The 18,040-nt window shown below is 69.9% G+C and carries 13 protein-coding genes; 4 read left to right on the forward strand and 9 right to left on the reverse strand.

What is annotated here, in order from left to right:
• Positions 1-80: 80 nt before the first annotated feature.
• The 3 genes from OO69_RS47075 to OO69_RS47085 are packed head-to-tail and all read right to left on the reverse strand — an operon-like array spanning position 81 to position 2,716.
• Positions 81-1,238 carry an acetyl-CoA C-acetyltransferase gene (locus OO69_RS47075; RefSeq protein ID WP_033287200.1) on the reverse strand — a complete coding sequence of 386 codons (1,158 nt, stop codon included), beginning with the start codon at positions 1,236-1,238 and terminating at the stop codon, positions 81-83.
• A gap of 26 nt (positions 1,239-1,264) precedes the next feature.
• Positions 1,265-1,876: a TetR/AcrR family transcriptional regulator gene (locus OO69_RS47080; RefSeq protein WP_033287201.1), complete on the reverse strand. Its 612-nt coding sequence runs from the start codon at positions 1,874-1,876 to the stop codon at positions 1,265-1,267.
• 51 nt (positions 1,877-1,927) lie between these two features.
• Positions 1,928-2,716 (reverse strand): SDR family oxidoreductase, encoded by a 789-nt coding sequence (locus OO69_RS47085; RefSeq protein WP_033287202.1) that lies wholly within the window; start codon positions 2,714-2,716, stop codon positions 1,928-1,930.
• Between the two features lie 60 nt (positions 2,717-2,776).
• Here OO69_RS47085 and OO69_RS47090 point away from each other — a divergent pair, with 60 nt between their 5' ends.
• Entirely contained in the window at positions 2,777-3,916 is a 1,140-nt protein-coding gene (locus tag OO69_RS47090; RefSeq protein WP_033287203.1) for an acyl-CoA dehydrogenase family protein, read from the forward strand.
• Positions 3,916-4,884 (forward strand): acyl-CoA dehydrogenase family protein, encoded by a 969-nt coding sequence (locus tag OO69_RS47095; RefSeq protein WP_033287204.1) that lies wholly within the window; start codon positions 3,916-3,918, stop codon positions 4,882-4,884. Before OO69_RS47090 ends, OO69_RS47095 begins: the two co-directional genes overlap by 1 nt.
• Here OO69_RS47095 and OO69_RS47100 read toward each other — a convergent pair.
• The 3 genes from OO69_RS47100 to OO69_RS47110 are packed head-to-tail and all read right to left on the reverse strand — an operon-like array spanning position 4,859 to position 7,844.
• Positions 4,859-6,508, reverse strand: a complete 1,650-nt coding sequence (locus OO69_RS47100; RefSeq protein WP_033287205.1) for a cytochrome b — start codon at positions 6,506-6,508, stop codon at positions 4,859-4,861. The two genes, OO69_RS47095 and OO69_RS47100, sit on opposite strands and share 26 nt — an antisense overlap.
• Before the next feature lie 53 nt (positions 6,509-6,561).
• Positions 6,562-7,128, reverse strand: a complete 567-nt coding sequence (locus OO69_RS47105) for a HutD family protein (protein ID WP_033287206.1) — start codon at positions 7,126-7,128, stop codon at positions 6,562-6,564.
• Entirely contained in the window at positions 7,125-7,844 is a 720-nt protein-coding gene (locus tag OO69_RS47110; RefSeq protein WP_033287207.1) for a vWA domain-containing protein, read from the reverse strand. The genes OO69_RS47105 and OO69_RS47110 overlap by 4 nt, the downstream gene beginning before the upstream one ends.
• Positions 7,845-7,959: 115 nt before the next feature.
• On the opposite strand from OO69_RS47110, the gene OO69_RS47115 reads away from it, so the two are divergent.
• Positions 7,960-8,796, forward strand: a complete 837-nt coding sequence (locus OO69_RS47115) for a chitosanase (RefSeq protein WP_033287208.1) — start codon at positions 7,960-7,962, stop codon at positions 8,794-8,796.
• 144 nt (positions 8,797-8,940) lie between these two features.
• On the opposite strand, the gene OO69_RS47120 is transcribed toward OO69_RS47115, so the two are convergent.
• From OO69_RS47120 to OO69_RS47130, 3 genes are all read right to left on the reverse strand, one after another.
• Positions 8,941-10,404 carry a glutamate synthase subunit beta gene (locus tag OO69_RS47120; protein ID WP_033287209.1) on the reverse strand — a complete coding sequence of 488 codons (1,464 nt, stop codon included), beginning with the start codon at positions 10,402-10,404 and terminating at the stop codon, positions 8,941-8,943.
• Positions 10,397-14,992 (reverse strand): glutamate synthase large subunit, encoded by a 4,596-nt coding sequence (gene gltB, locus OO69_RS47125; protein ID WP_078652909.1) that lies wholly within the window; start codon positions 14,990-14,992, stop codon positions 10,397-10,399. The genes OO69_RS47120 and gltB overlap by 8 nt, the downstream gene beginning before the upstream one ends.
• Before the next feature lie 365 nt (positions 14,993-15,357).
• Entirely contained in the window at positions 15,358-16,089 is a 732-nt protein-coding gene (locus OO69_RS47130) for a VIT1/CCC1 transporter family protein (RefSeq protein ID WP_033287211.1), read from the reverse strand.
• Positions 16,090-16,370: 281 nt separating this feature from the next.
• Between OO69_RS47130 and OO69_RS47135 the strand changes: the two genes are divergently transcribed.
• Positions 16,371-17,471 (forward strand): ADP-ribosylglycohydrolase family protein, encoded by a 1,101-nt coding sequence (locus OO69_RS47135; protein ID WP_033287212.1) that lies wholly within the window; start codon positions 16,371-16,373, stop codon positions 17,469-17,471.
• Positions 17,472-18,040: the final 569 nt, after the last annotated feature.

Here is an 18,040-nt window from a genome sequence, read left to right on the forward strand (position 1 = left end):
GGGCAGGGGGCGGGGAGGAAGGGGCGGGGGGAGGGGGGAGGCCCCCCAGGGGCAGGCAGCTAAGACGTGACCCCCGTCGATCAAAGCCGTTCGATGATCGTCACGTTGGCCTGCCCTCCGCCCTCGCACATCGTCTGGAGGCCGAACCGGCCGTCGGTGCGCTCCAGTTCGTGGAGGAGGGTGGTCATGAGCTTGACGCCGGTCGCGCCGAGGGGGTGGCCGAGGGCGATCGCGCCGCCGTTGACGTTGACCTTCTCCGGGTCAGCGCCCGTCTCCTTCAGCCAGGCCAGGACGACGGGTGCGAACGCCTCGTTGATCTCGACGAGGTCGATCGCGTCGATGGAGAGGCCGGTCTTCTTCAGGGCGTGGGCGGTGGCCGGGATGGGGGCCGAGAGCATGCGGATCGGGTCCTCGCCGCGGACGGAGAGGTGGTGGACACGGGCGCGGGGCGTCAACCCGTGTTCGCGGACGGCCCGTTCCGAGGCGAGCAGCATCGCCGCCGCGCCGTCGGAGACCTGGGAGGAGCACGCGGCGGTGATGGTGCCACCGTCGACCACCGGCTTCAGTCCGGCCATCTTCTCCAGCGAGGTGTCCCGCCGTGGGCCCTCGTCGACCGTGACCGGGCCGTAGGCCACCGTCTCCCGTTCGAATCGGCCCTCGTCGATCGCGCGCAGGGCCCGCCGGTGCGACCGCAGCGCGAACTCCTCCTGGTCCTGCCTGCTGATCCCCCACTTCGCGGCGATCATCTCGGCCCCGGCGAACTGGTTCACCGGCCGTGTCCCGTACCGCGCGCGCCAGCCCTCGCTGCCCGCGAAGGGGCCGTCGGTGAGCCCGAGCGGTTCGGCGGCCTGGCGGGAGGCGAAGGCGATGGGGATCAACGACATGTTCTGGACTCCCCCGGCGACCACCAGGTCCTGCGTGCCGGACAGCACACCCTGCGCCGCGAAGTGCACCGCCTGCTGCGAGGAGCCGCACTGCCGGTCCACCGTCACGCCCGGCACCTCCTCGGGCAGCCCGGCCGCCAGCCAGGCGGTCCGCGCGATGTCCCCGGCCTGCGGCCCCACCGCGTCCAGACACCCGAAGACGACGTCCTCGACGGCGGCGGGATCGATCCCCGAGCGCGCGACGAGTTCCTTGAGCACATGCGCCCCGAGGTCGGCCGGATGCACCCCGCTCAGCCCTCCCCGGCGCCGCCCGACGGGCGCACGGACCGCTTCGACGATATAGGCCTCGGCCATGCCAACTCCCCATCCACACCCGTGAGTTACGTGCGTACGGCGATCCCGTCCAGCACCATCGAGAGGTACTGCCGGGCGATCTCCTCGGCGCTGTGCTGGCCGCCCGGCCGGTACCAGGACGCGGCGACCCACACCGTGTCCCGGACGAACCGGTAGGTGAGCCGGACGTCGAGGTCGGCCCGGAAGACCCGGGCGGCGACCCCGCGCTCCAGCGTGGACAGCCACGCCTTCTCGAACTTGCGCTGCGACTCGGCGAGGAACGCGAACCGCTCCTGCGCGACCAGCTGCTTGCTCTCCTTCTGGTAGATCGCGACGGCGGCGCGGTGCCGGTCGATCTCCCGGAACGACTCGGTGACCAGGGCCTCGAGCGTCTCGCGCGGGTTCAACTCGGCGTCCAGGACGGTGTCGTAGCCGCCCCACAGCTCGTCGAGGAAGGTCCGCAGGATCTCCTCCAGCATCGATTCCTTGGAGTCGAAGTGGTAGTAGAGGCTGCCCGCGAGCATGCCCGCGTGGTCGGCGATCTTCCGTACGGTGGTGGCGTTGTACCCCTGCTCGGCGAAGACCTCGGCCGCCGTGTCGAGGAGTTCACGACGGCGGGCCGGAGCGGCGGTCACCGGGGGCTTCTTCTTGGTCGGCACGGCACCATTGTCGTGCCCCGGCCCCGGCCTCCCGTGCAGCCCCTCGTGCCGCTACGCATGCTGACTGCTCACAGCGACGACCTCACCCGTCATGTACGACGAGTAGTCCGAGGCCAGGAACACGATCACGTTGGCCACCTCCCAGGGCTCCGCGTACCGCCCGAAGGCCTCGCGCCCGGTGAGTTCGGCCAGCAACTCCGGTGTCGTCACCTTCACCAGGTGCGGGTGCATCGCGAGGCTCGGCGAAACCGCGTTGACCCGCACCCCGTACTCGGCGGCCTCGATCGCCGCGCACCGGGTCAGCGCCATCACGCCCGCCTTGGCCGCCGCATAGTGCGCCTGCCCGGCCTGGGCACGCCAGCCGACGACGGAGGCGTTGTTGACGATCACCCCGCCACCGCTCCCGCGCATCGCGCGCAGGGCCGCCCGGGTGCACCGGAACGTGCCGTTCAAGGTCACGTCCAGCACCTTCGACCACTGCTCGTCGGTCATGTCGACGAGGTCCGAAGTGCCGCCCAGACCAGCGTTGTTGACGACGACGTCGAGACGTCCGTGCGCGGCCACGGCAGTGTCGAACAACGCCCGCACCTGAGCCTCGTCCGTCACGTCGCACGGCAGCGCTACGACCGCCTCCGCGCCGAACTCCCCGGCCAACTCGGCCTCGTACTCCTTGAGTCGCCGTGCGTGCGCGTCGCTGATCAGCACGCGCGCACCCTCCTCCAGGAAGCGGCGCGCGGTGGCCCCGCCGATGCCCGCGCCGGCGGCGGCGGTGACAACGGCGGTGCGTCCCTTCAGCAGCCCGTGCCCGGGGACGTATGCCGGACTCTCGACGCCTGTCATGGGCCCACGCTAACCTACCAAACACTTGTTAGGGAAGGACTGTTGAGGAGAGACGGCCGCATGGACCTCGACTTCACGCCCGACCAGCAGGCGTTCCGCGCCGAGGCCCGCGCCTGGCTGCGCGCGCACGTGCCGCCCGAGCCCCTCCCCTCCCTGGAAACAACCGACGGCTTCGCCGCGCACCGCGTCTGGGAGGCCCAACTCGCCGCGGACCGTTGGTCGGTGGTGTCCTGGCCGGAGGAGTACGGCGGCCGGGGCGTGGACATCGTGCGGTGGCTGGTGTTCGAGGAGGAGTACTACGCGGCGGGCGCGCCGGGCCGGGTCGGCCAGAACGGCATCAACCTGCTCGCCCCGACCCTCTTCGACCACGGCACGCGGGAGCAACGCGCGCGCGTGCTGCCCTCGATGGCCACCGGTGAAGTGGTGTGGGCCCAGGCCTGGTCGGAGCCGGAAGCCGGATCCGACCTGGCCTCGCTCACCTCGCGCGCGATGCGCACGGGCGGGGGCTGGCTGCTCAGCGGGCAGAAGACGTGGTCGTCGCGGGCGGCCTTCGCGGACCGCGCGTTCGGCCTGTTCCGCAGCGAACCCGACACCCCGAAGCCCCACCAGGGCCTGACCTACCTGATGTTCGACCTCCACGCGCCCGGCGTCACGGTCCGCCCGATCGGCCGCCTCGACGGCAAGCCCGCCTTCGCGGAACTCTTCCTGGACGACGTATTCGTCCCCGACGAGGACGTCATCGGCGAACCGGGCCAGGGCTGGCGGGTCGCCATGGCCACTGCCGGCAACGAACGCGGCCTCACCCTCCGCTCCCCCGGCCGCTTCCTCGCCGCCGCCGACCGCCTCCTCAACCTCTGGCGCGCACAAGGCAGTTCACAGACCACGCGGGACCAGGTCGCCGACGCGGTGATCGGCGCCCGCGCCTACCAGCTCTTCACCTACGCCAACGCCTCCCGTTTCCTCGACGGCGAGTCCATCGGCCCGGAGTCCAGCCTGAACAAGGTCTTCTGGTCCGAGTACGACATCGCCCTGCACGAGACCGCCCTCGAACTGCTCGGCGAGGAGGGCGAGTTGGCGGACACCGACTGGGCCGAGGGTTACGTCTTCTCCCTGGCCGGGCCCATCTACGCCGGTACGAACGAGATCCAGCGCGACATCATCGCCGAGCGCCTGCTCGGCCTGCCGAAGGGCCGCCGCTGATGCGCTTCCTCCTAGACCCCGAACAGCGGGCGTTCGCCGACTCGTTGAACGCGATGCTGACGGCTGCGGACACCCCGTCGGTCGTGCGGGAGTGGAGTCGCGGCGAGCATACGAGCGGGCGGGCGTTGTGGCGCCGTATCGCCGAGGCCGGGGTGTTCGCGCTGGCGGTGCCCGAGGCATACGAGGGGTTGGGACCCCGGCCGGTCGAACTCGCCGTGGCGTTCGTGGAGTTGGGGCGGCACGCGGTTCCGGGGCCGCTGGTGGAGATGGTCATGGCAGCCGCGTTGCTGACCGAACCCGGTCCGGCCAAACGCCTGTTGCCCGCGCTGGCGTCGGGTGAGGTGATGGCGACGGCGGCACCGGCGGGGTCGTACGCACTGGACGGTGACGTGGCGACGACGCGCCTGAGCTGGGACGGGGACGGTCTGCGGATGGCCCCCGGGCACGGGCCGGTGCGCGCGTCCCTCGACCCCGCTCGCCGCCTCACCCGCCTCCTCCCCGGCGGTGAACTCCTCACCCCGGAACCACCCTTGGCCCACGCCCTCACCTGGGCCCGCCTCGCCACCGCCGCCCAAGCCCTCGGTGTCGGGCTCGCGTTGCTCGACAGGACCGTGGCCTACGTCAAACAGCGCACCCAATTCGGGGTGCCCGTCGGCTCGTTCCAGGCCGTGAAGCATCAACTGGCCGATGCGAAGCTCGCGTTGGAGTTCGCCCGCCCGCTGCTCTTCGGCGCCGCGCTCACCATGACGGAGTCGGACGTGGCCGCCGCGAAGGTCACGGCGTGCGAGGCGGCGTACCGGACGGCCCGTACAGCGCTTCAGTTGCACGGCGCGATCGGTTACACGGCGGAGTACGACCTGTCGCTGTGGCTGACCAAGGCCCGTGCCCTGCGGTCGAGTTGGGGCAGCCCGGGCGAGTGCCGGGCCGCCGTACTCGACGGCCTCAGTGGTGGTGGTCGCCGCTCGTGAGTTCCTTGTACTCCTCCGCCGTCGGCTTGGGGATGCGGGCCTCGGGGCCGAACATCGCCTTGGCGAGCCGGGCCCGTACCCGCTGCCCGCCCTTGACCTGCCGTTCGACGCCGTTCGTGTCGACGAGCGGGCCGATCGCGTACGGCGGTTCCTGTTCGTGCTGGGTGAGCCTGAACCGCTCGTCCGGGGTGAGGGGTTCGTGGACCTCGACGTACTCGCCGTGCGGCAGCATCTTGATGAGGCCGGACTCACGGCCGTGCAACACCTTGTCCCGGTCCCGGCGTTGGAGCCCGAGGCAGACGCGTTTGGTGACCAGGAACGCGGCGACCGGCATGACGAAGAAGGAGATCCGCACGAACCAGGTGATCGCGTTGATCGAGAGATTGAGATGCGTGGCCACGACGTCGTTGCCGCCGCCGATCAGCAGCACCGCGTACAGGCTCAGCCAGGCCACGCCGAGCCCAGTGCGCACGGGCATGTTGCGCGGCCGGTCAAGGATGTGGTGTTCGCGTTTGTCGCCGGTGATCCAGGCCTCGATGAAGGGGTAGGCGCCGATGGCGGCGAGGATCAGCGGGAAGAGCGTGAAGGGGATGAAGACGCCCAACTCCAGTGTGTGGCCCCAGGCGTTGAGCTCCCATCCCGGCATCACCCGGATCAGTCCCTCGGAGAAGCCGAGGTACCAGTCGGGCTGCGCGCCGGTCGTCACCAGGTCCGGCCGGTACGGTCCGAAGGCCCACACGGGGTTGATGCTGGCGATCCCGCCCATGATCGCGAGGACGCCGAAGACGAGGAAGAAGAAGCCGCCCGCCTTGGCCATGTAGACCGGCAGGAACGGCATGCCGACCACGGACTTCTGGTTGTGTCCGGGCCCGGGATACATGGTGTGCTTGTGGTAGAAGACCAGGATCAGGTGCGCGACCACCAGGCCCAGCATGATCCCCGGCAGCAGCAGGACATGGACCGGGAAGAGCCGCGAGATGATGTCGTGCCCCGGGAACTCCCCGCCGAACAGGAACATCGACATGTACGTGCCCACGATCGGCACGGACAGGATCGCGCCGTCCGCGAAGCGGATGCCGGTGCCGGACAGCAGGTCGTCGGGGAGCGAGTAGCCGGTCAGCCCGGTGATGATGCCGAGGAACAACAGGGTCCAGCCGAACACCCAGTTGATCTCGCGCGGCTTGCGGAACGCGCCGGTGAAGAACACCCGCATCATGTGGATGAGCATGCCGGCGATGAAGACGACCGCCGCCCAGTGGTGGATCTGCCGGATCAGCAGCCCGCCGCGCACGTCGAAGCTGATGTCGAGCGTGGACTCGAACGCCCGGGTCATCGGGATGCCGTTCAACGGCGCGTACGAACCGTGGTAGATGACCTCGACGCCGCTCGGTTCGAAGAACAGGGTGAGATAGACGCCGGTGAGGATCAGGATGATGAAGCTGTAGAGGCAGATCTCGCCGAGCATGAAGGACCAGTGGTCCGGGAAGACCTTGCGCATATTGGACTTGGCGATCGCGTACAGCCCGAGCCGCCCGTCCGCCCAGTCGGCGAGCTTCTCCCCTTTACCGGCGCCGGGCGCCCGCCCGGCACCCACCGCTCCGTTCACCGATCGTGCGCCGTCCATACGTTGGCCGCCCTCCCCGTCGGATCACCCCACAGGGTGCCACGAGGTCCGGGCTAAGCCAACGGTGCGTCAGCGGCCATCGGCAACCCGATCACGGCCGCACGTCCCTGGGCGTGCAGCACCGCCTCCTCGCCCAACTGCACGGCGTCGTAAGGCTGGAGAGTCAGTCCGGCGACTTCGGCGGTGCCGTCGAGTGCCACGACCAGTGTGCCCGCGCCCAGCCGCAACCGCCCCCGCACGACAGCCACCGTAGGAACAACAGCCGTAGAGACCGCTCCCCTGCGCCACATGACGTTCAGATTGACCACCGGGCCGTCCAACAACCGGCAGTCGGTCGGTACGTCACCCCTGAAGTCCCTTGGTTCGTAACGGGTGTTGACCAGCCACCGCTCGCCGCCCACCGTCAGATCCATGCCCGCGCCCTCGACGACGGTCAGGGTGCGGTCGATGTCGGGGAAGGCCGAGAACGGGCCGTCCGCCGCGACCTCGGCGAGGCTCACCCGCCATACGAAGTCGTCCATGCCCGAGCCCTCGGGCCAGGCGGCGATCTCGCGCGTCACACCGCCACCGTTCTTCCAGGGCACGGCAGTTCGGGCCGAGGCGGGCAGGGCGCGGATCACTGGACGAACCCCCGCTCCCGCGCCGTCGCGAGCCACTGCGGGAACTCGCCCACGAGGCGGTCGTAGAGCTCCGCGTCGGACATCATCAGCGGATCCGAACCGGCATGGAAGAAGCCCGCGTTGTCGATCTCCCGCTTCTGCGGCACCGCCAACTCGTCGAGTTTGCGCAGGAATTCGAACTGCTTGCTCTTCGCGTCGCCGAAGCCGACGAACTGCCAGAACAGCGGGAGCTTGGCCGCCTTGCACAAGTACCGTTCCGCGGCGAGCTTGTTGATGGGGCCGCCGTCGGTCTGGAAGACGACGAGGGCGGGGTCCTTGGCGCCACTGTCGAGGTAGTGGTCGATGACGGCGTCCATGGCCAGGTGGTAACTGGTCTTGCCCATGTGCCCGAGCCCGGCCACGATCCGCTCGATCCGGCCCTGGTGGTCGGCCAGCGCGATGTCCGTGACGGCGTCGACGTCGGTCGAGAAGAATATGACCGGCACGGTTCCGTCGTCGTCGAGGTGTGCCGAGAGGCCCAACACCCGGTCGGCCAGGGCCTGGACGCTGCCGTCCTTGTAGTACGGCTTCATGGAGCCCGAGTAGTCGACCACGAGATAGACGGCGGCCCGCTGCCCGTCCAGCCCGTGCTTGCGGAGCGAGACCCCGGCGCTCTTGTACAGGCTGACCAGCGCGGGCGCGGTCTCCTCGACCTTGCTGAGAGAGATCGCGGCCACGGAGGCTCCCTTCGGATCACGGTGAAAGGATCGAGATTACGCCACGGAGCTCCGGCAGGCGCATTGTCCCCTCAACCCCCGAAATAACGGACGTAACCGCCCTTACGCTGGGCCCATGAAACGCGCCGGCGTCCTGATGCTCGCCGCCGTGCCCGTCGCCATCGCAGCGACGGCCTACGGCCTCTCACCCACCGCCCACACCGACCCGCGGCCCACGCACCCGTCCGCCGCGACCGAACGTAGAGCACCCGAGGGCCTGGCCGCGCCGGCCATGAAGAACCTCGCCCAGGAACTGGTGGCCAGCGCGGAGAACTCGACGCTCGACTGGCGCAGCGCGTACGGCTATGTGCAGGACATCGGCGACGGACAGGGCTACACCGCGGGCATCATCGGCTTCTGCACCGGCACCCACGACCTCCTCGTCCTGGTCGAGCGCTACACCGCCGCCCACCCCGACAACGGCCTCGCCCGCTACCTCCCCGCCCTGCGCAAGGTCGACGGCACGGCCTCCCACGAGGGCCTGGACCCCGGCTTCCCGGCCGCCTGGCGCGCCGAGGCGAAGGTCCCGGCCTTCCAGGCGGCGCAGGACGCGGAGCGCGACCGCATCTACTTCGACCCCGCGGTCAGCGCGGCGAAACGCGACGGCCTGGGCCCGCTCGGCCAGTTCATCTACTACGACGCGATCGTCTTCCACGGCCCCGGCACGGACGGCTTCTACGGCATCCGGGAGCGCGCGATGCGGCAGGCCAAGACCCCGGCGGAGGGCGGTTCCGAGAAGGCGTACCTCAGCACCTTCCTCGACGTGCGCCGCGCCACCATGCGGGCCAAGCACCCCGGCATCGACACCACCCGCATCGACACGGCCCAGCGGAAGTTCCTGGAGGAGGGGAACCTGGAGCTGCGGACGCCGTTGGTGTGGAAGGTGTACGGGGAGACGTACAAGGTGCCGTAGAGGGGCGCGAGTTGGACCCGGACATACGGCGACGCCTGCCGGGTCCGGTCGGGGACAAGGCAGGCGCCGTCTCGTGCTCCGCACGCCTTTGTGCGGACGTCTTTTGATGAACCGTCAGACGGCGAACCGTCGGACCATGAACCGTCAGACCATCAACGCACGGTCCGTCGGCCGGATCGGCGCCGGCAGTTCGCTGGCGCCGGTCAGGAAGCGGTCGACTCCGCGGGCGGCCGAGCGGCCCTCCGCGATGGCCCAGACGATGAGGGACTGGCCGCGGCCCGCGTCGCCGGCGACGAAGACGCCGGGGACGTTGGTCTGGAAGTCGGCGTCGCGGGCGATGTTGCCGCGCTCGTCGAGGCCCAGGGCGAACTGGTCGACCAGGCCGTTCTCACGGTCGGTGCCGGTGAACCCCATGGCCAGCGTGACCAGTTGGGCCGGGATCTTGCGCTCGGTGCCGGGCTTCTGGGTCAGCTTGCCCTCGACGAACTCGACCTCGACGAGGTGCAGCCACTGGACGTTGCCGTCCTCGTCGCCCTCGAAGTGGGTGGTGTTGACGGAGTAGACCCGCTCACCGCCCTCCTCGTGCGCGGAGGTCACCTTGTAGAGCATCGGGAAGGTCGGCCAGGGCTGCGCGACCGCGTTCCGCTCGTCGCCCGGGCGGGGCATGATCTCCAACTGCGTGACGGACGCGGCCCCTTGGCGGTGCGCCGTGCCGACGCAGTCCGCGCCGGTGTCGCCGCCGCCGATGACGACGACGTGCTTGCCCTCGGCCGAGACCGGGGCGGTGACGTAGTCGCCTTCCTGGACCTTGTTCGACAGGGGCAGGTACTCCATCGCCTGGTAGACGCCGGTCAACTCCCGTCCGGGGACGGGGAGATCACGCGCGGTGGTGGAGCCGGCGGCGATGACGACCGCGTCGTAGCGCTTGCGCAGGTCGGTGGCCTTGAGGTCGACGCCGATCTCGATGCCGGTGCGGAAGCGGGTGCCCTCCGCGCGCATCTGCTCGATACGGCGGTTGATGTGCCGCTTCTCCATCTTGAACTCGGGGATGCCGTACCGGAGAAGACCCCCGATGCGGTCCGCGCGCTCGTAGACGGCGACGGTGTGGCCCGCCCGCGTCAGCTGCTGCGCGGCGGCGAGGCCCGCCGGGCCCGAGCCGATGACCGCGACGGTCTTGCCGGAGAGTCGCTCGGGGGCCTGCGGGGCGACATCGCCCGTCTCCCAGGCCTTGTCGATGATGGAGACCTCGACGTTCTTGATGGTGACCGGCGGCTGGTTGATGCCCAGCACGCAGGCCGCCTCGCACGGCGCGGGGCACAACCGCCCGGTGAACTCAGGGAAGTTGTTGGTGGCGTGGAGGCGCTCCGACGCGGCCGTCCAGTCCTCGCGGTACGCGTAGTCGTTCCACTCGGGGATCAGGTTCCCCAGCGGACAGCCGTTGTGGCAGAACGGGATACCGCAGTCCATGCAGCGGCCAGCCTGCTTGCCGATGATCGGCAGCAGGGAACCGGGGACGTAGACCTCGTTCCAGTCCTTCAGACGGACGTCCACGGGGCGGGACTTGGCGACCTCGCGCCCGTGGTTCAGAAAGCCCTTCGGGTCAGCCATTGATCGCCGCCTCCATCATCTTCTCGGTGATCTCGGTCTCGGAGAGACCCGCTTGCTCAGCGGCGTCCTTGGCGGCGAGCACTGCCTTGTAGGCGCTGGGGATGATCTTGCTGAAGCGGTCCACGGACACGGGCCACTCGGCGAGCAGCTTCTCGGCGACCGTGGAACCGGTCTCCTCGGCGTGCCGGCGCACCACGTCGTGCAGCCACTGCTTGTCGGTGTCGTCCAACTCGCCCACGGCGCCCGCGTTTCCGACGTTCACGTTGTCGGGGTTCAGGTCGATGACGTAGGCGATGCCGCCGGACATGCCCGCCGCGAAGTTGCGGCCGGTCTCGCCCAGGACGACCGCCCGGCCGCCGGTCATGTACTCGCAGCCGTGGTCGCCCACACCCTCGGAGACCACGGTGGCACCGGAGTTGCGGACACAGAACCGCTCACCGGTACGCCCGCGCAGGAACAGCTCGCCGCCGGTCGCGCCGTAGGCGATGGTGTTGCCCGCGATGGTGGAGAACTCGGCGAGGTGGTCGGCGCCCCGGTCGGGGCGGACGATGACCCGGCCGCCCGAAAGGCCCTTGCCCACATAGTCGTTGGCGTCGCCCTCCAGGCGCAGCGTGACACCGCGCGGGAGGAAGGCGCCGAAGGACTGGCCCGCCGAGCCGGTGAAGGTGATGTCGATGGTGTCGTCGGGCAGGCCCGCGCCGCCGAACTTCTTCGTCACCTCGTGGCCGAGCATCGTGCCGACCGTGCGGTTGATGTTGCGGATCGCGACCTGCGCACGGACCGGCTGGGCGTCGGTGGCGCTGGACGCGGCGAGGGCGTCGGCGGCGAGCTTGATCAGCTCGTTGTCGAGCGCCTTCTCCAGGCCGTGGTCCTGCTTGATGACCTGGTGGAGGGCGGCGCCGTCCGGGAGTTCGGGGACGTAGAAGAGCGGAGCCAGGTCCAGGCCCTGCGCCTTCCAGTGGTCCACGGCCCGCTCGACGTCCAGCGTTCCCGCCTTGCCTACGGCTTCCTCGATGGTGCGGAAGCCCAGCTCGGCGAGGATCTCGCGGACCTCTTCGGCGATGAACTGGAAGAAGTTCACGACGTATTCGGCCTTGCCGGCGAACCGGTCGCGGAGCACCGGGTTCTGGGTGGCGATGCCGACCGGGCAGGTGTCGAGGTGGCAGACGCGCATCATGACGCAGCCGGAGACGACGAGCGGCGCGGTCGCGAAACCGAACTCCTCGGCGCCGAGCAGCGCGGCGATGACGACGTCACGGCCGGTCTTCAGCTGGCCGTCGGTCTGGACGACGATCCGGTCGCGAAGTCCGTTGAGCAGCAAGGTCTGTTGGGTCTCGGCAAGGCCCAACTCCCAAGGTCCACCAGCGTGCTTGAGCGACGTCAGCGGCGAAGCGCCCGTACCGCCGTCGTGGCCGGAGATGAGCACGACGTCCGCGTGCGCCTTCGACACACCCGCGGCGACCGTACCGACACCGACCTCGGAGACCAGCTTCACGTGGATCCGCGCCTGCGGGTTCGCGTTCTTCAGGTCGTGGATCAGCTGGGCGAGGTCTTCGATGGAGTAGATGTCGTGGTGCGGCGGCGGCGAGATGAGACCGACGCCGGGGGTGCTGTGCCGGGTCTTGGCGACCCAGGGATAGACCTTGTGGCCGGGCAGCTGGCCGCCCTCGCCGGGCTTGGCGCCCTGGGCCATCTTGATCTGGATGTCGTCCGCGTTGACCAGGTACTCGGAGGTGACGCCGAAGCGGCCGGAGGCGACCTGCTTGATGGCGCTGCGCCGGGCCGGGTCGTAGAGCCGGTCCGCGTCCTCGCCGCCCTCACCGGTGTTGGACTTGCCGCCCAGCTGGTTCATGGCGATGGCGAGGGTCTCGTGCGCCTCCAGGGAGATGGAGCCGTACGACATGGCGCCGGTGGAGAAGCGCTTGACGATCTCGGAGACGGGCTCGACCTCGTCGATGGAGATCGACGGGCGGTCCGACTTGAAGCCGAAGAGGCCGCGCAGCGTCATCAGCCGCTCGGACTGCTCGTTCACGCGGTCCGTGTACTTCTTGAAGATGTCGTAGCGGTTGGTCCGCGTCGAGTGCTGGAGGCGGAACACCGTCTCCGGGTCGAACAGGTGCGGCTCGCCCTCGCGGCGCCACTGGTACTCGCCGCCTATGTCGAGGGCCCGGTGCGCGGGCGCGATGCCGCTCGCCGGGTACGCCTTCGCGTGGCGGGCGGCGACCTCCTTGGCGATGACGTCGATGCCGACGCCGCCGATCTTGGTGGCCGTACCGCTGAAGTAGGCGTTGACGAACTGCTCGTCCAGACCGACCGCTTCGAAGACCTGGGCGCCCCGGTAGGAGGCGACCGTCGAGATGCCCATCTTGGACATGACCTTGAGGACGCCCTTGCCGAGCGCGTAGATCAGGTTCCGGATGGCCTGCTCGGCCTCGATGTCGGTGAGGAACGTGCCCGCGCGGACGAGGTCCTCGACGGACTCCATCGCCAGGTACGGGTTGACGGCCGCGGCGCCGAAGCCGATGAGCAGGGCGACGTGGTGGACCTCGCGGACGTCACCGGCCTCGACCAGCAGGCCCACCTGGGTGCGCTGCTTGGTGCGGATGAGGTGGTGGTGGACGGCGGCGGTGAGCAGCAGCGAGGGGATCGGCGCGTGCTCGGCGTCGGAGTGCCGGTCCGAGAGGACGATCAGCCGGGCGCCGTTCTCGATCGCGGCGTCGGCCTCGGTGCAGATCTCGGCGAGGCGGGCGGCGAGGGAGTCGCCGCCGCCGGAGACCCGGTACAGACCGGACAGCGTCGCGGCCTTCATGCCGGGCATGTCGCCGTCGGCGTTGATGTGGATGAGCTTGGCCAGCTCGTCGTTGTCGATCACCGGGAAGGGCAGGGTGACGCTACGACAGGACGCGGCCGTCGGCTCCAGCAGGTTGCTCGCCGGGCCGAGGGACGAGCGCAGGGAGGTCACGAGCTCTTCCCTGATCGCGTCCAGCGGCGGGTTGGTGACCTGCGCGAACAGCTGGGTGAAGTAGTCGAAGAGCAGCCGGGGCCGGGCGGACAGCGCGGCGATCGGCGAGTCGGTGCCCATCGAACCGATCGGCTCCGCACCGGCCTTGGCCATCGGCGCGAGGATGACGCGCAGCTCCTCCTCGGTGTAGCCGAAGGTCTGCTGGCGGCGGGTGACCGAGGCGTGGGTGTGCACGATGTGCTCACGCTCGGGCAGGTCGGACAGCTCGATCTCACCGGCTTCGAGCCAGTCGGCGTACGGCTTCTCGGCGGCGAGGCCGGCCTTGATCTCGTCGTCCTCGATGATGCGGTGCTCGGCGGTGTCCACGAGGAACATGCGGCCGGGCTGGAGGCGGCCCTTGCGGACGACCTTCGCGGGGTCGATGTCGAGGACGCCGACCTCGGAGCCGAGGACGACGAGGCCCTCGTCGGTGACCCAGTAGCGGCCGGGGCGCAGGCCGTTGCGGTCGAGGACCGCGCCGACCTGGGTGCCGTCGGTGAAGGTGACGCAGGCCGGGCCGTCCCAGGGTTCCATCATCGTGGCGTGGAACTGGTAGAAGGCGCGGCGGGCCGGGTCCATGGAGTCGTGGTTCTCCCACGCCTCCGGAATCATCATCAGCACGGAGTGCGGCAGCGACCGCCCGCCGAGGTGGAGCAGCTCCAGCACCTCGTCGAAGGACGCGGAGTCGGAGGCCTCGGGCGTGCAGATCGGGAAGATCCGGTCGATCTTGTCCTGGTCGCCGAAGAGGTCCGAGGCGATCTGGGACTCGCGGGCCGCCATCCAGTTGCGGTTGCCCTTGACCGTGTTGATCTCGCCGTTGTGCGCGACGAAGCGGTACGGGTGGGCGAGCGGCCACGACGGGAAGGTGTTCGTGGAGAACCGGGAGTGCACGAGGGAGATCGCGGAGGCGAAGCGCCGGTCGGACAGGTCCGGGAAGAAGGGCTCCAGCTGACCGGTGGTGAGCATGCCCTTGTAGACGATGGTCCGCGCGGAGAGCGACGGGAAGTAGACGCCGGCCTCGCGCTCGGCGCGCTTGCGCAGCGCGAAGGCCTTGCGGTCGAGGTCGATGCCCTGGCTCTGCCCGTCGCTCACGAAGAGCTGACGGAACAGCGGCATGGTGGAGCGGGCCGTAGCGCCAAGGAGTTCGGGCGCGGTCGGCACCTCACGCCACCCGAGAACCGTGAGGCCTTCCTCTACGGCGATCGTCTCGACCTGCGAGACGATCGCGTCGGCGCCGTCCTCGGGCAGGAAGGCGATGCCGACCGCGTATCCACCGGCGGCGGGGAGGTCGAATCCGGCCACCTCGCGGAAGAAGGCGTCCGGCACCTGGGACAGGATGCCCGCGCCGTCACCCGAGTCGGGTTCGGCACCCGTAGCACCGCGGTGCTCCAGGTTGCGCAGCACGGTGAGCGCCTGCTCGACCAGCGCGTGGCTCGCCTCGCCGGTGAGGGTGGCCACGAAGCCGACGCCACAGGCGTCGTGCTCGTTGCGGGGGTCGTACATACCCTGCGCGGCAGGGCGAGCATCCATGAAGGACCAGTTCTGGCCATTCGCGGTGTGCTGGGACGGCTGGCGCGGCGTACGCATCGGCTCTCCCGTCGTCGTCGTGGCATATGCATGGGCATAGGGACGACGTTGGCCCTCTGCGAGTTAGCGCAAAATTTCGTGCAGGTTACATGATGGAACGGTTCTCGGGAACCGGATACTCCGTTCCAACATGCGGACGCCACGGGGTCGCGGCGGTGCACCGCACAAGCGGTGGAGGTGAAGGGGACCAAAGCGGACAGATCGATGTCCGTCGGTCCAGGGCAGAGGGAGCGTCGTAGCCCATCCCGCGGGTGCGCCGCGAGCGTCATTGCCCACAGCGCTTACGGCTCATGCCCAGTGGTTAAGCGTTCGAAACCAGCGAGTAACGGCTACTTATGCAACCCAACGCATAAGTGCGCGTCGAGCTATCCTACGACCGTTCCGAACAGGGTGCCCAGGGCGTACGTCACACCGGCCGCCGCACCCCCCAGCGCGAGCTGCCGCAGCCCGCTGAACCACCAGGTCCGCGCGGTCACCCGGGCCACCACGGCACCGCACCCGAACAGCCCGACGAGCGCGAGCAGCAGCGCCGGCCACAGCGAGGTCGCCCCGAGCAGGAACGGCAGCACGGGAAGCAGCGCGCCCAGCGCGAACGCCCCGAAGGACGAGACGGCGGCGACGAGCGGGGAGGGCAGATCACCGGGGTCGATCCCCAGCTCCTCGCGGGCGTGTATCTCAAGGGCCTGCTCAGGATCACGGGACAACTGCCGGGCGACTTCACGGGCGAGCGCGGCCTCGACCCCACGACTCTCATAGAGGGAGGCGAGCTCCCCTTCCTCGTCCTCCGGGTGCTTGCGCAGCTCGCGCCGCTCGACCTCCAGCTCGGCCTCGACCAGCTCGCGCTGGGAGGCGACGGAGGTGTACTCACCGGCCGCCATGGAGAAGGCACCGGCGGCGAGCCCGGCCAGCCCGGTGATGACGACGGTCTGATGAGTGACGGCACCACCGACGACACCGGTCATCAGAGCGAGGTTGGAGACGAGACCGTCCATCGCGCCGAACACCGCGGGGCGCAGCCAACCGCCGTTCACATCCCGGTGGGTGTGGTTGTCGCGGTGCGCCTCGTGGAGCGTCGCTTCGGTCTCGATGATGGCCATGCGGTGATCCCCCCGAAAGCTAAGGTGAGGCTAACTTTAGACAAGTTCTACTCTTCGACAACACTGAACATACGCCTTTCATTTCCCGCCCTCCAGCAAGGAAAGGCTGGGCTAACCTGCACCTTTACCCTCGAACGCTCATCCGTGACGAAGGCCGATCAGATGTCGACCGGGTGACGCTGCACTCCGTCAGGCTCTGCCGAAGGCCTCCCGTGGGAGACATCCGCAAAGGGTTCCGCGCCCTGAGGCGCCCTGAGGGAACCCCGTAGGAGAGGCCGCGTATGGCATCGATCGCCTGCATTCCCCCGGTCCCGGCGCCCAAGAACGCCACCGAACTCCGCGAACGGGCGCGCGGCGCGCTGCTCGGCCTGGCGGTGGGAGACGCCCTGGGCGCACCGGCGGAAAACATGAAGCCCTCGGAGATCCGCGCCCGTTGGGGCCGCATCACGGGCTACGTCGCGGAGAACCCGGCCGGCACGGACGACACGGAGTACGCGATCTTCTCCGGCCTCCTCCTGGCCCGCCACGGCTCGGCCCTCACGCCGACCCACGTGGAGGCGGCCTGGCACGAGTGGATCGCGGACCGGGACGAGGGCCCGTTCCGGGGAGCGGGCTTCAGCGAACGAGGCACCCTGGAGAACCTCCGCCGGGGCCTGGCGGCCCCCATCTCCGCCCAACACCGCCACGCCTGGAGCGACGGCCTGGCCATGCGCGCGGCCCCTTTCGGCGTCTTCGCGGCGGGCCGCCCGGCGGAAGCGGCCCGTCTGGTCGCGATCGACGGTTCGGTGAGCCACGACGGCGAGGGCATCTACGGCGGCCAGGCGGTCGCGGCGGGCGTGGCGGCGGCGATGGCTGGCGCCCCGACGATCGCGGTCGTCGCCTCCGCCCTGGCGGTGGTCCCGGACGACTCCTGGACGGCCCGCTCCCTACGCCGGGCGGTGGCGGTGGCCCACCGAGGCGAACGAGCGGTCCGCTCCGCAGTGGTCATCGGCGGCTACCCGTGGACCGACCTGGCCCCGGAGGCAGTAGCCCTGGCGTTCGGCGCGTACGCCGCAGCCGACGGCGACTTCGTGGAGTCGGTCCTCACGGCGGTGAACATGGGAAGGGACGCGGATACGACGGCCGCGGTGGCAGGCGCGTTGGCGGGTGCGACCCGGGGCGCGTCCGCGATCCCGCCCGACTGGGCATCAGCGATCGGCCCGGCGAAGGGCAGCTGCCTACCGGCGATGGCGGGCCACCATGTGCTGGACATCGCGGAGTTGCTGGTTCCGGGGGAGGGCGGGAAGTGGGGCACGGGGGGCGTGGTGCGACGCGATCAGTGCGATCAGCGGGATCAGCGGGAGTACGTGCTGGCTGCGGATGAGGACGAGGTCCAGCTGTGAGCCACGAGGAGAACGAGGGCAATGGTCTGGCGCCGACCGCGCAAGGGATTGAACCTGCGGTCACCGGGGGCGAGTTCGCCGAGCAGGGGCTAGTCGCGCCGAACGCCCCGCTCCACCCCGAGCGGCTGCAGCGCACAACGGCTGATGGCGAAACCGCCCTGCGGGAGTCACCTAGGTCCGTGGATGACGAAGGAACCCCGCAGGGGCCACCTGCCGCCGACGGCAAACGCACCCCGCAGGGGCCACCCACCTCCAGCTCCAAACTGCTCCAACCCACAGCGGCCAATGGCGAACCCGCCCCACAGGGGCCACCCGCCTCCCGCACCCCTCGCCACCCCAACCCACTCCAACCGACGCCCCCCGACGGCGAGTTCGCCCGGCAAGAACCGCCTGCACCCGCAGGAGGCGAACCCGCCCCACAGCAACCCCCCGCACCTGCCGAAGACGAACCCGCAACACAAGGGCCACCCGCCTCCAATCCCCCGCTCCACCCCCAGCTGCTCCAACCCCCGGCCGCCGAAGGCGAATCGCCCCCGCAGCAACCCTCCGCACCCGACAACGCCCCCCAC

Source organism: Streptomyces sp. NRRL F-525 (assembly GCF_000716605.1).
Taxonomy (GTDB): Bacteria; Actinomycetota; Actinomycetes; order Streptomycetales; family Streptomycetaceae; genus Streptomyces.

Bases quoted from the DNA above. Each gene is read 5' to 3' on its own strand.
- OO69_RS47095 (WP_033287204.1), top strand. From the start codon at position 3,916: ATGCGCTTCCTCCTAGACCCCGAACAGCGGGCGTTCGCCGACTCGTTG.
- OO69_RS47100 (WP_033287205.1), bottom strand. From the start codon at position 6,508: ATGGACGGCGCACGATCGGTGAACGGAGCGGTGGGTGCCGGGCGGGCG.
- OO69_RS47135 (WP_033287212.1), top strand. From the start codon at position 16,371: ATGGCATCGATCGCCTGCATTCCCCCGGTCCCGGCGCCCAAGAACGCC.
- OO69_RS47090 (WP_033287203.1), top strand. From the start codon at position 2,777: ATGGACCTCGACTTCACGCCCGACCAGCAGGCGTTCCGCGCCGAGGCC.
- OO69_RS47115 (WP_033287208.1), top strand. From the start codon at position 7,960: ATGAAACGCGCCGGCGTCCTGATGCTCGCCGCCGTGCCCGTCGCCATC.
- OO69_RS47120 (WP_033287209.1), bottom strand. From the start codon at position 10,404: ATGGCTGACCCGAAGGGCTTTCTGAACCACGGGCGCGAGGTCGCCAAG.
- OO69_RS47085 (WP_033287202.1), bottom strand. From the start codon at position 2,716: ATGACAGGCGTCGAGAGTCCGGCATACGTCCCCGGGCACGGGCTGCTG.
- OO69_RS47075 (WP_033287200.1), bottom strand. From the start codon at position 1,238: ATGGCCGAGGCCTATATCGTCGAAGCGGTCCGTGCGCCCGTCGGGCGG.
- OO69_RS47130 (WP_033287211.1), bottom strand. From the start codon at position 16,089: ATGGCCATCATCGAGACCGAAGCGACGCTCCACGAGGCGCACCGCGAC.
- gltB (WP_078652909.1), bottom strand. From the start codon at position 14,992: ATGCGTACGCCGCGCCAGCCGTCCCAGCACACCGCGAATGGCCAGAAC.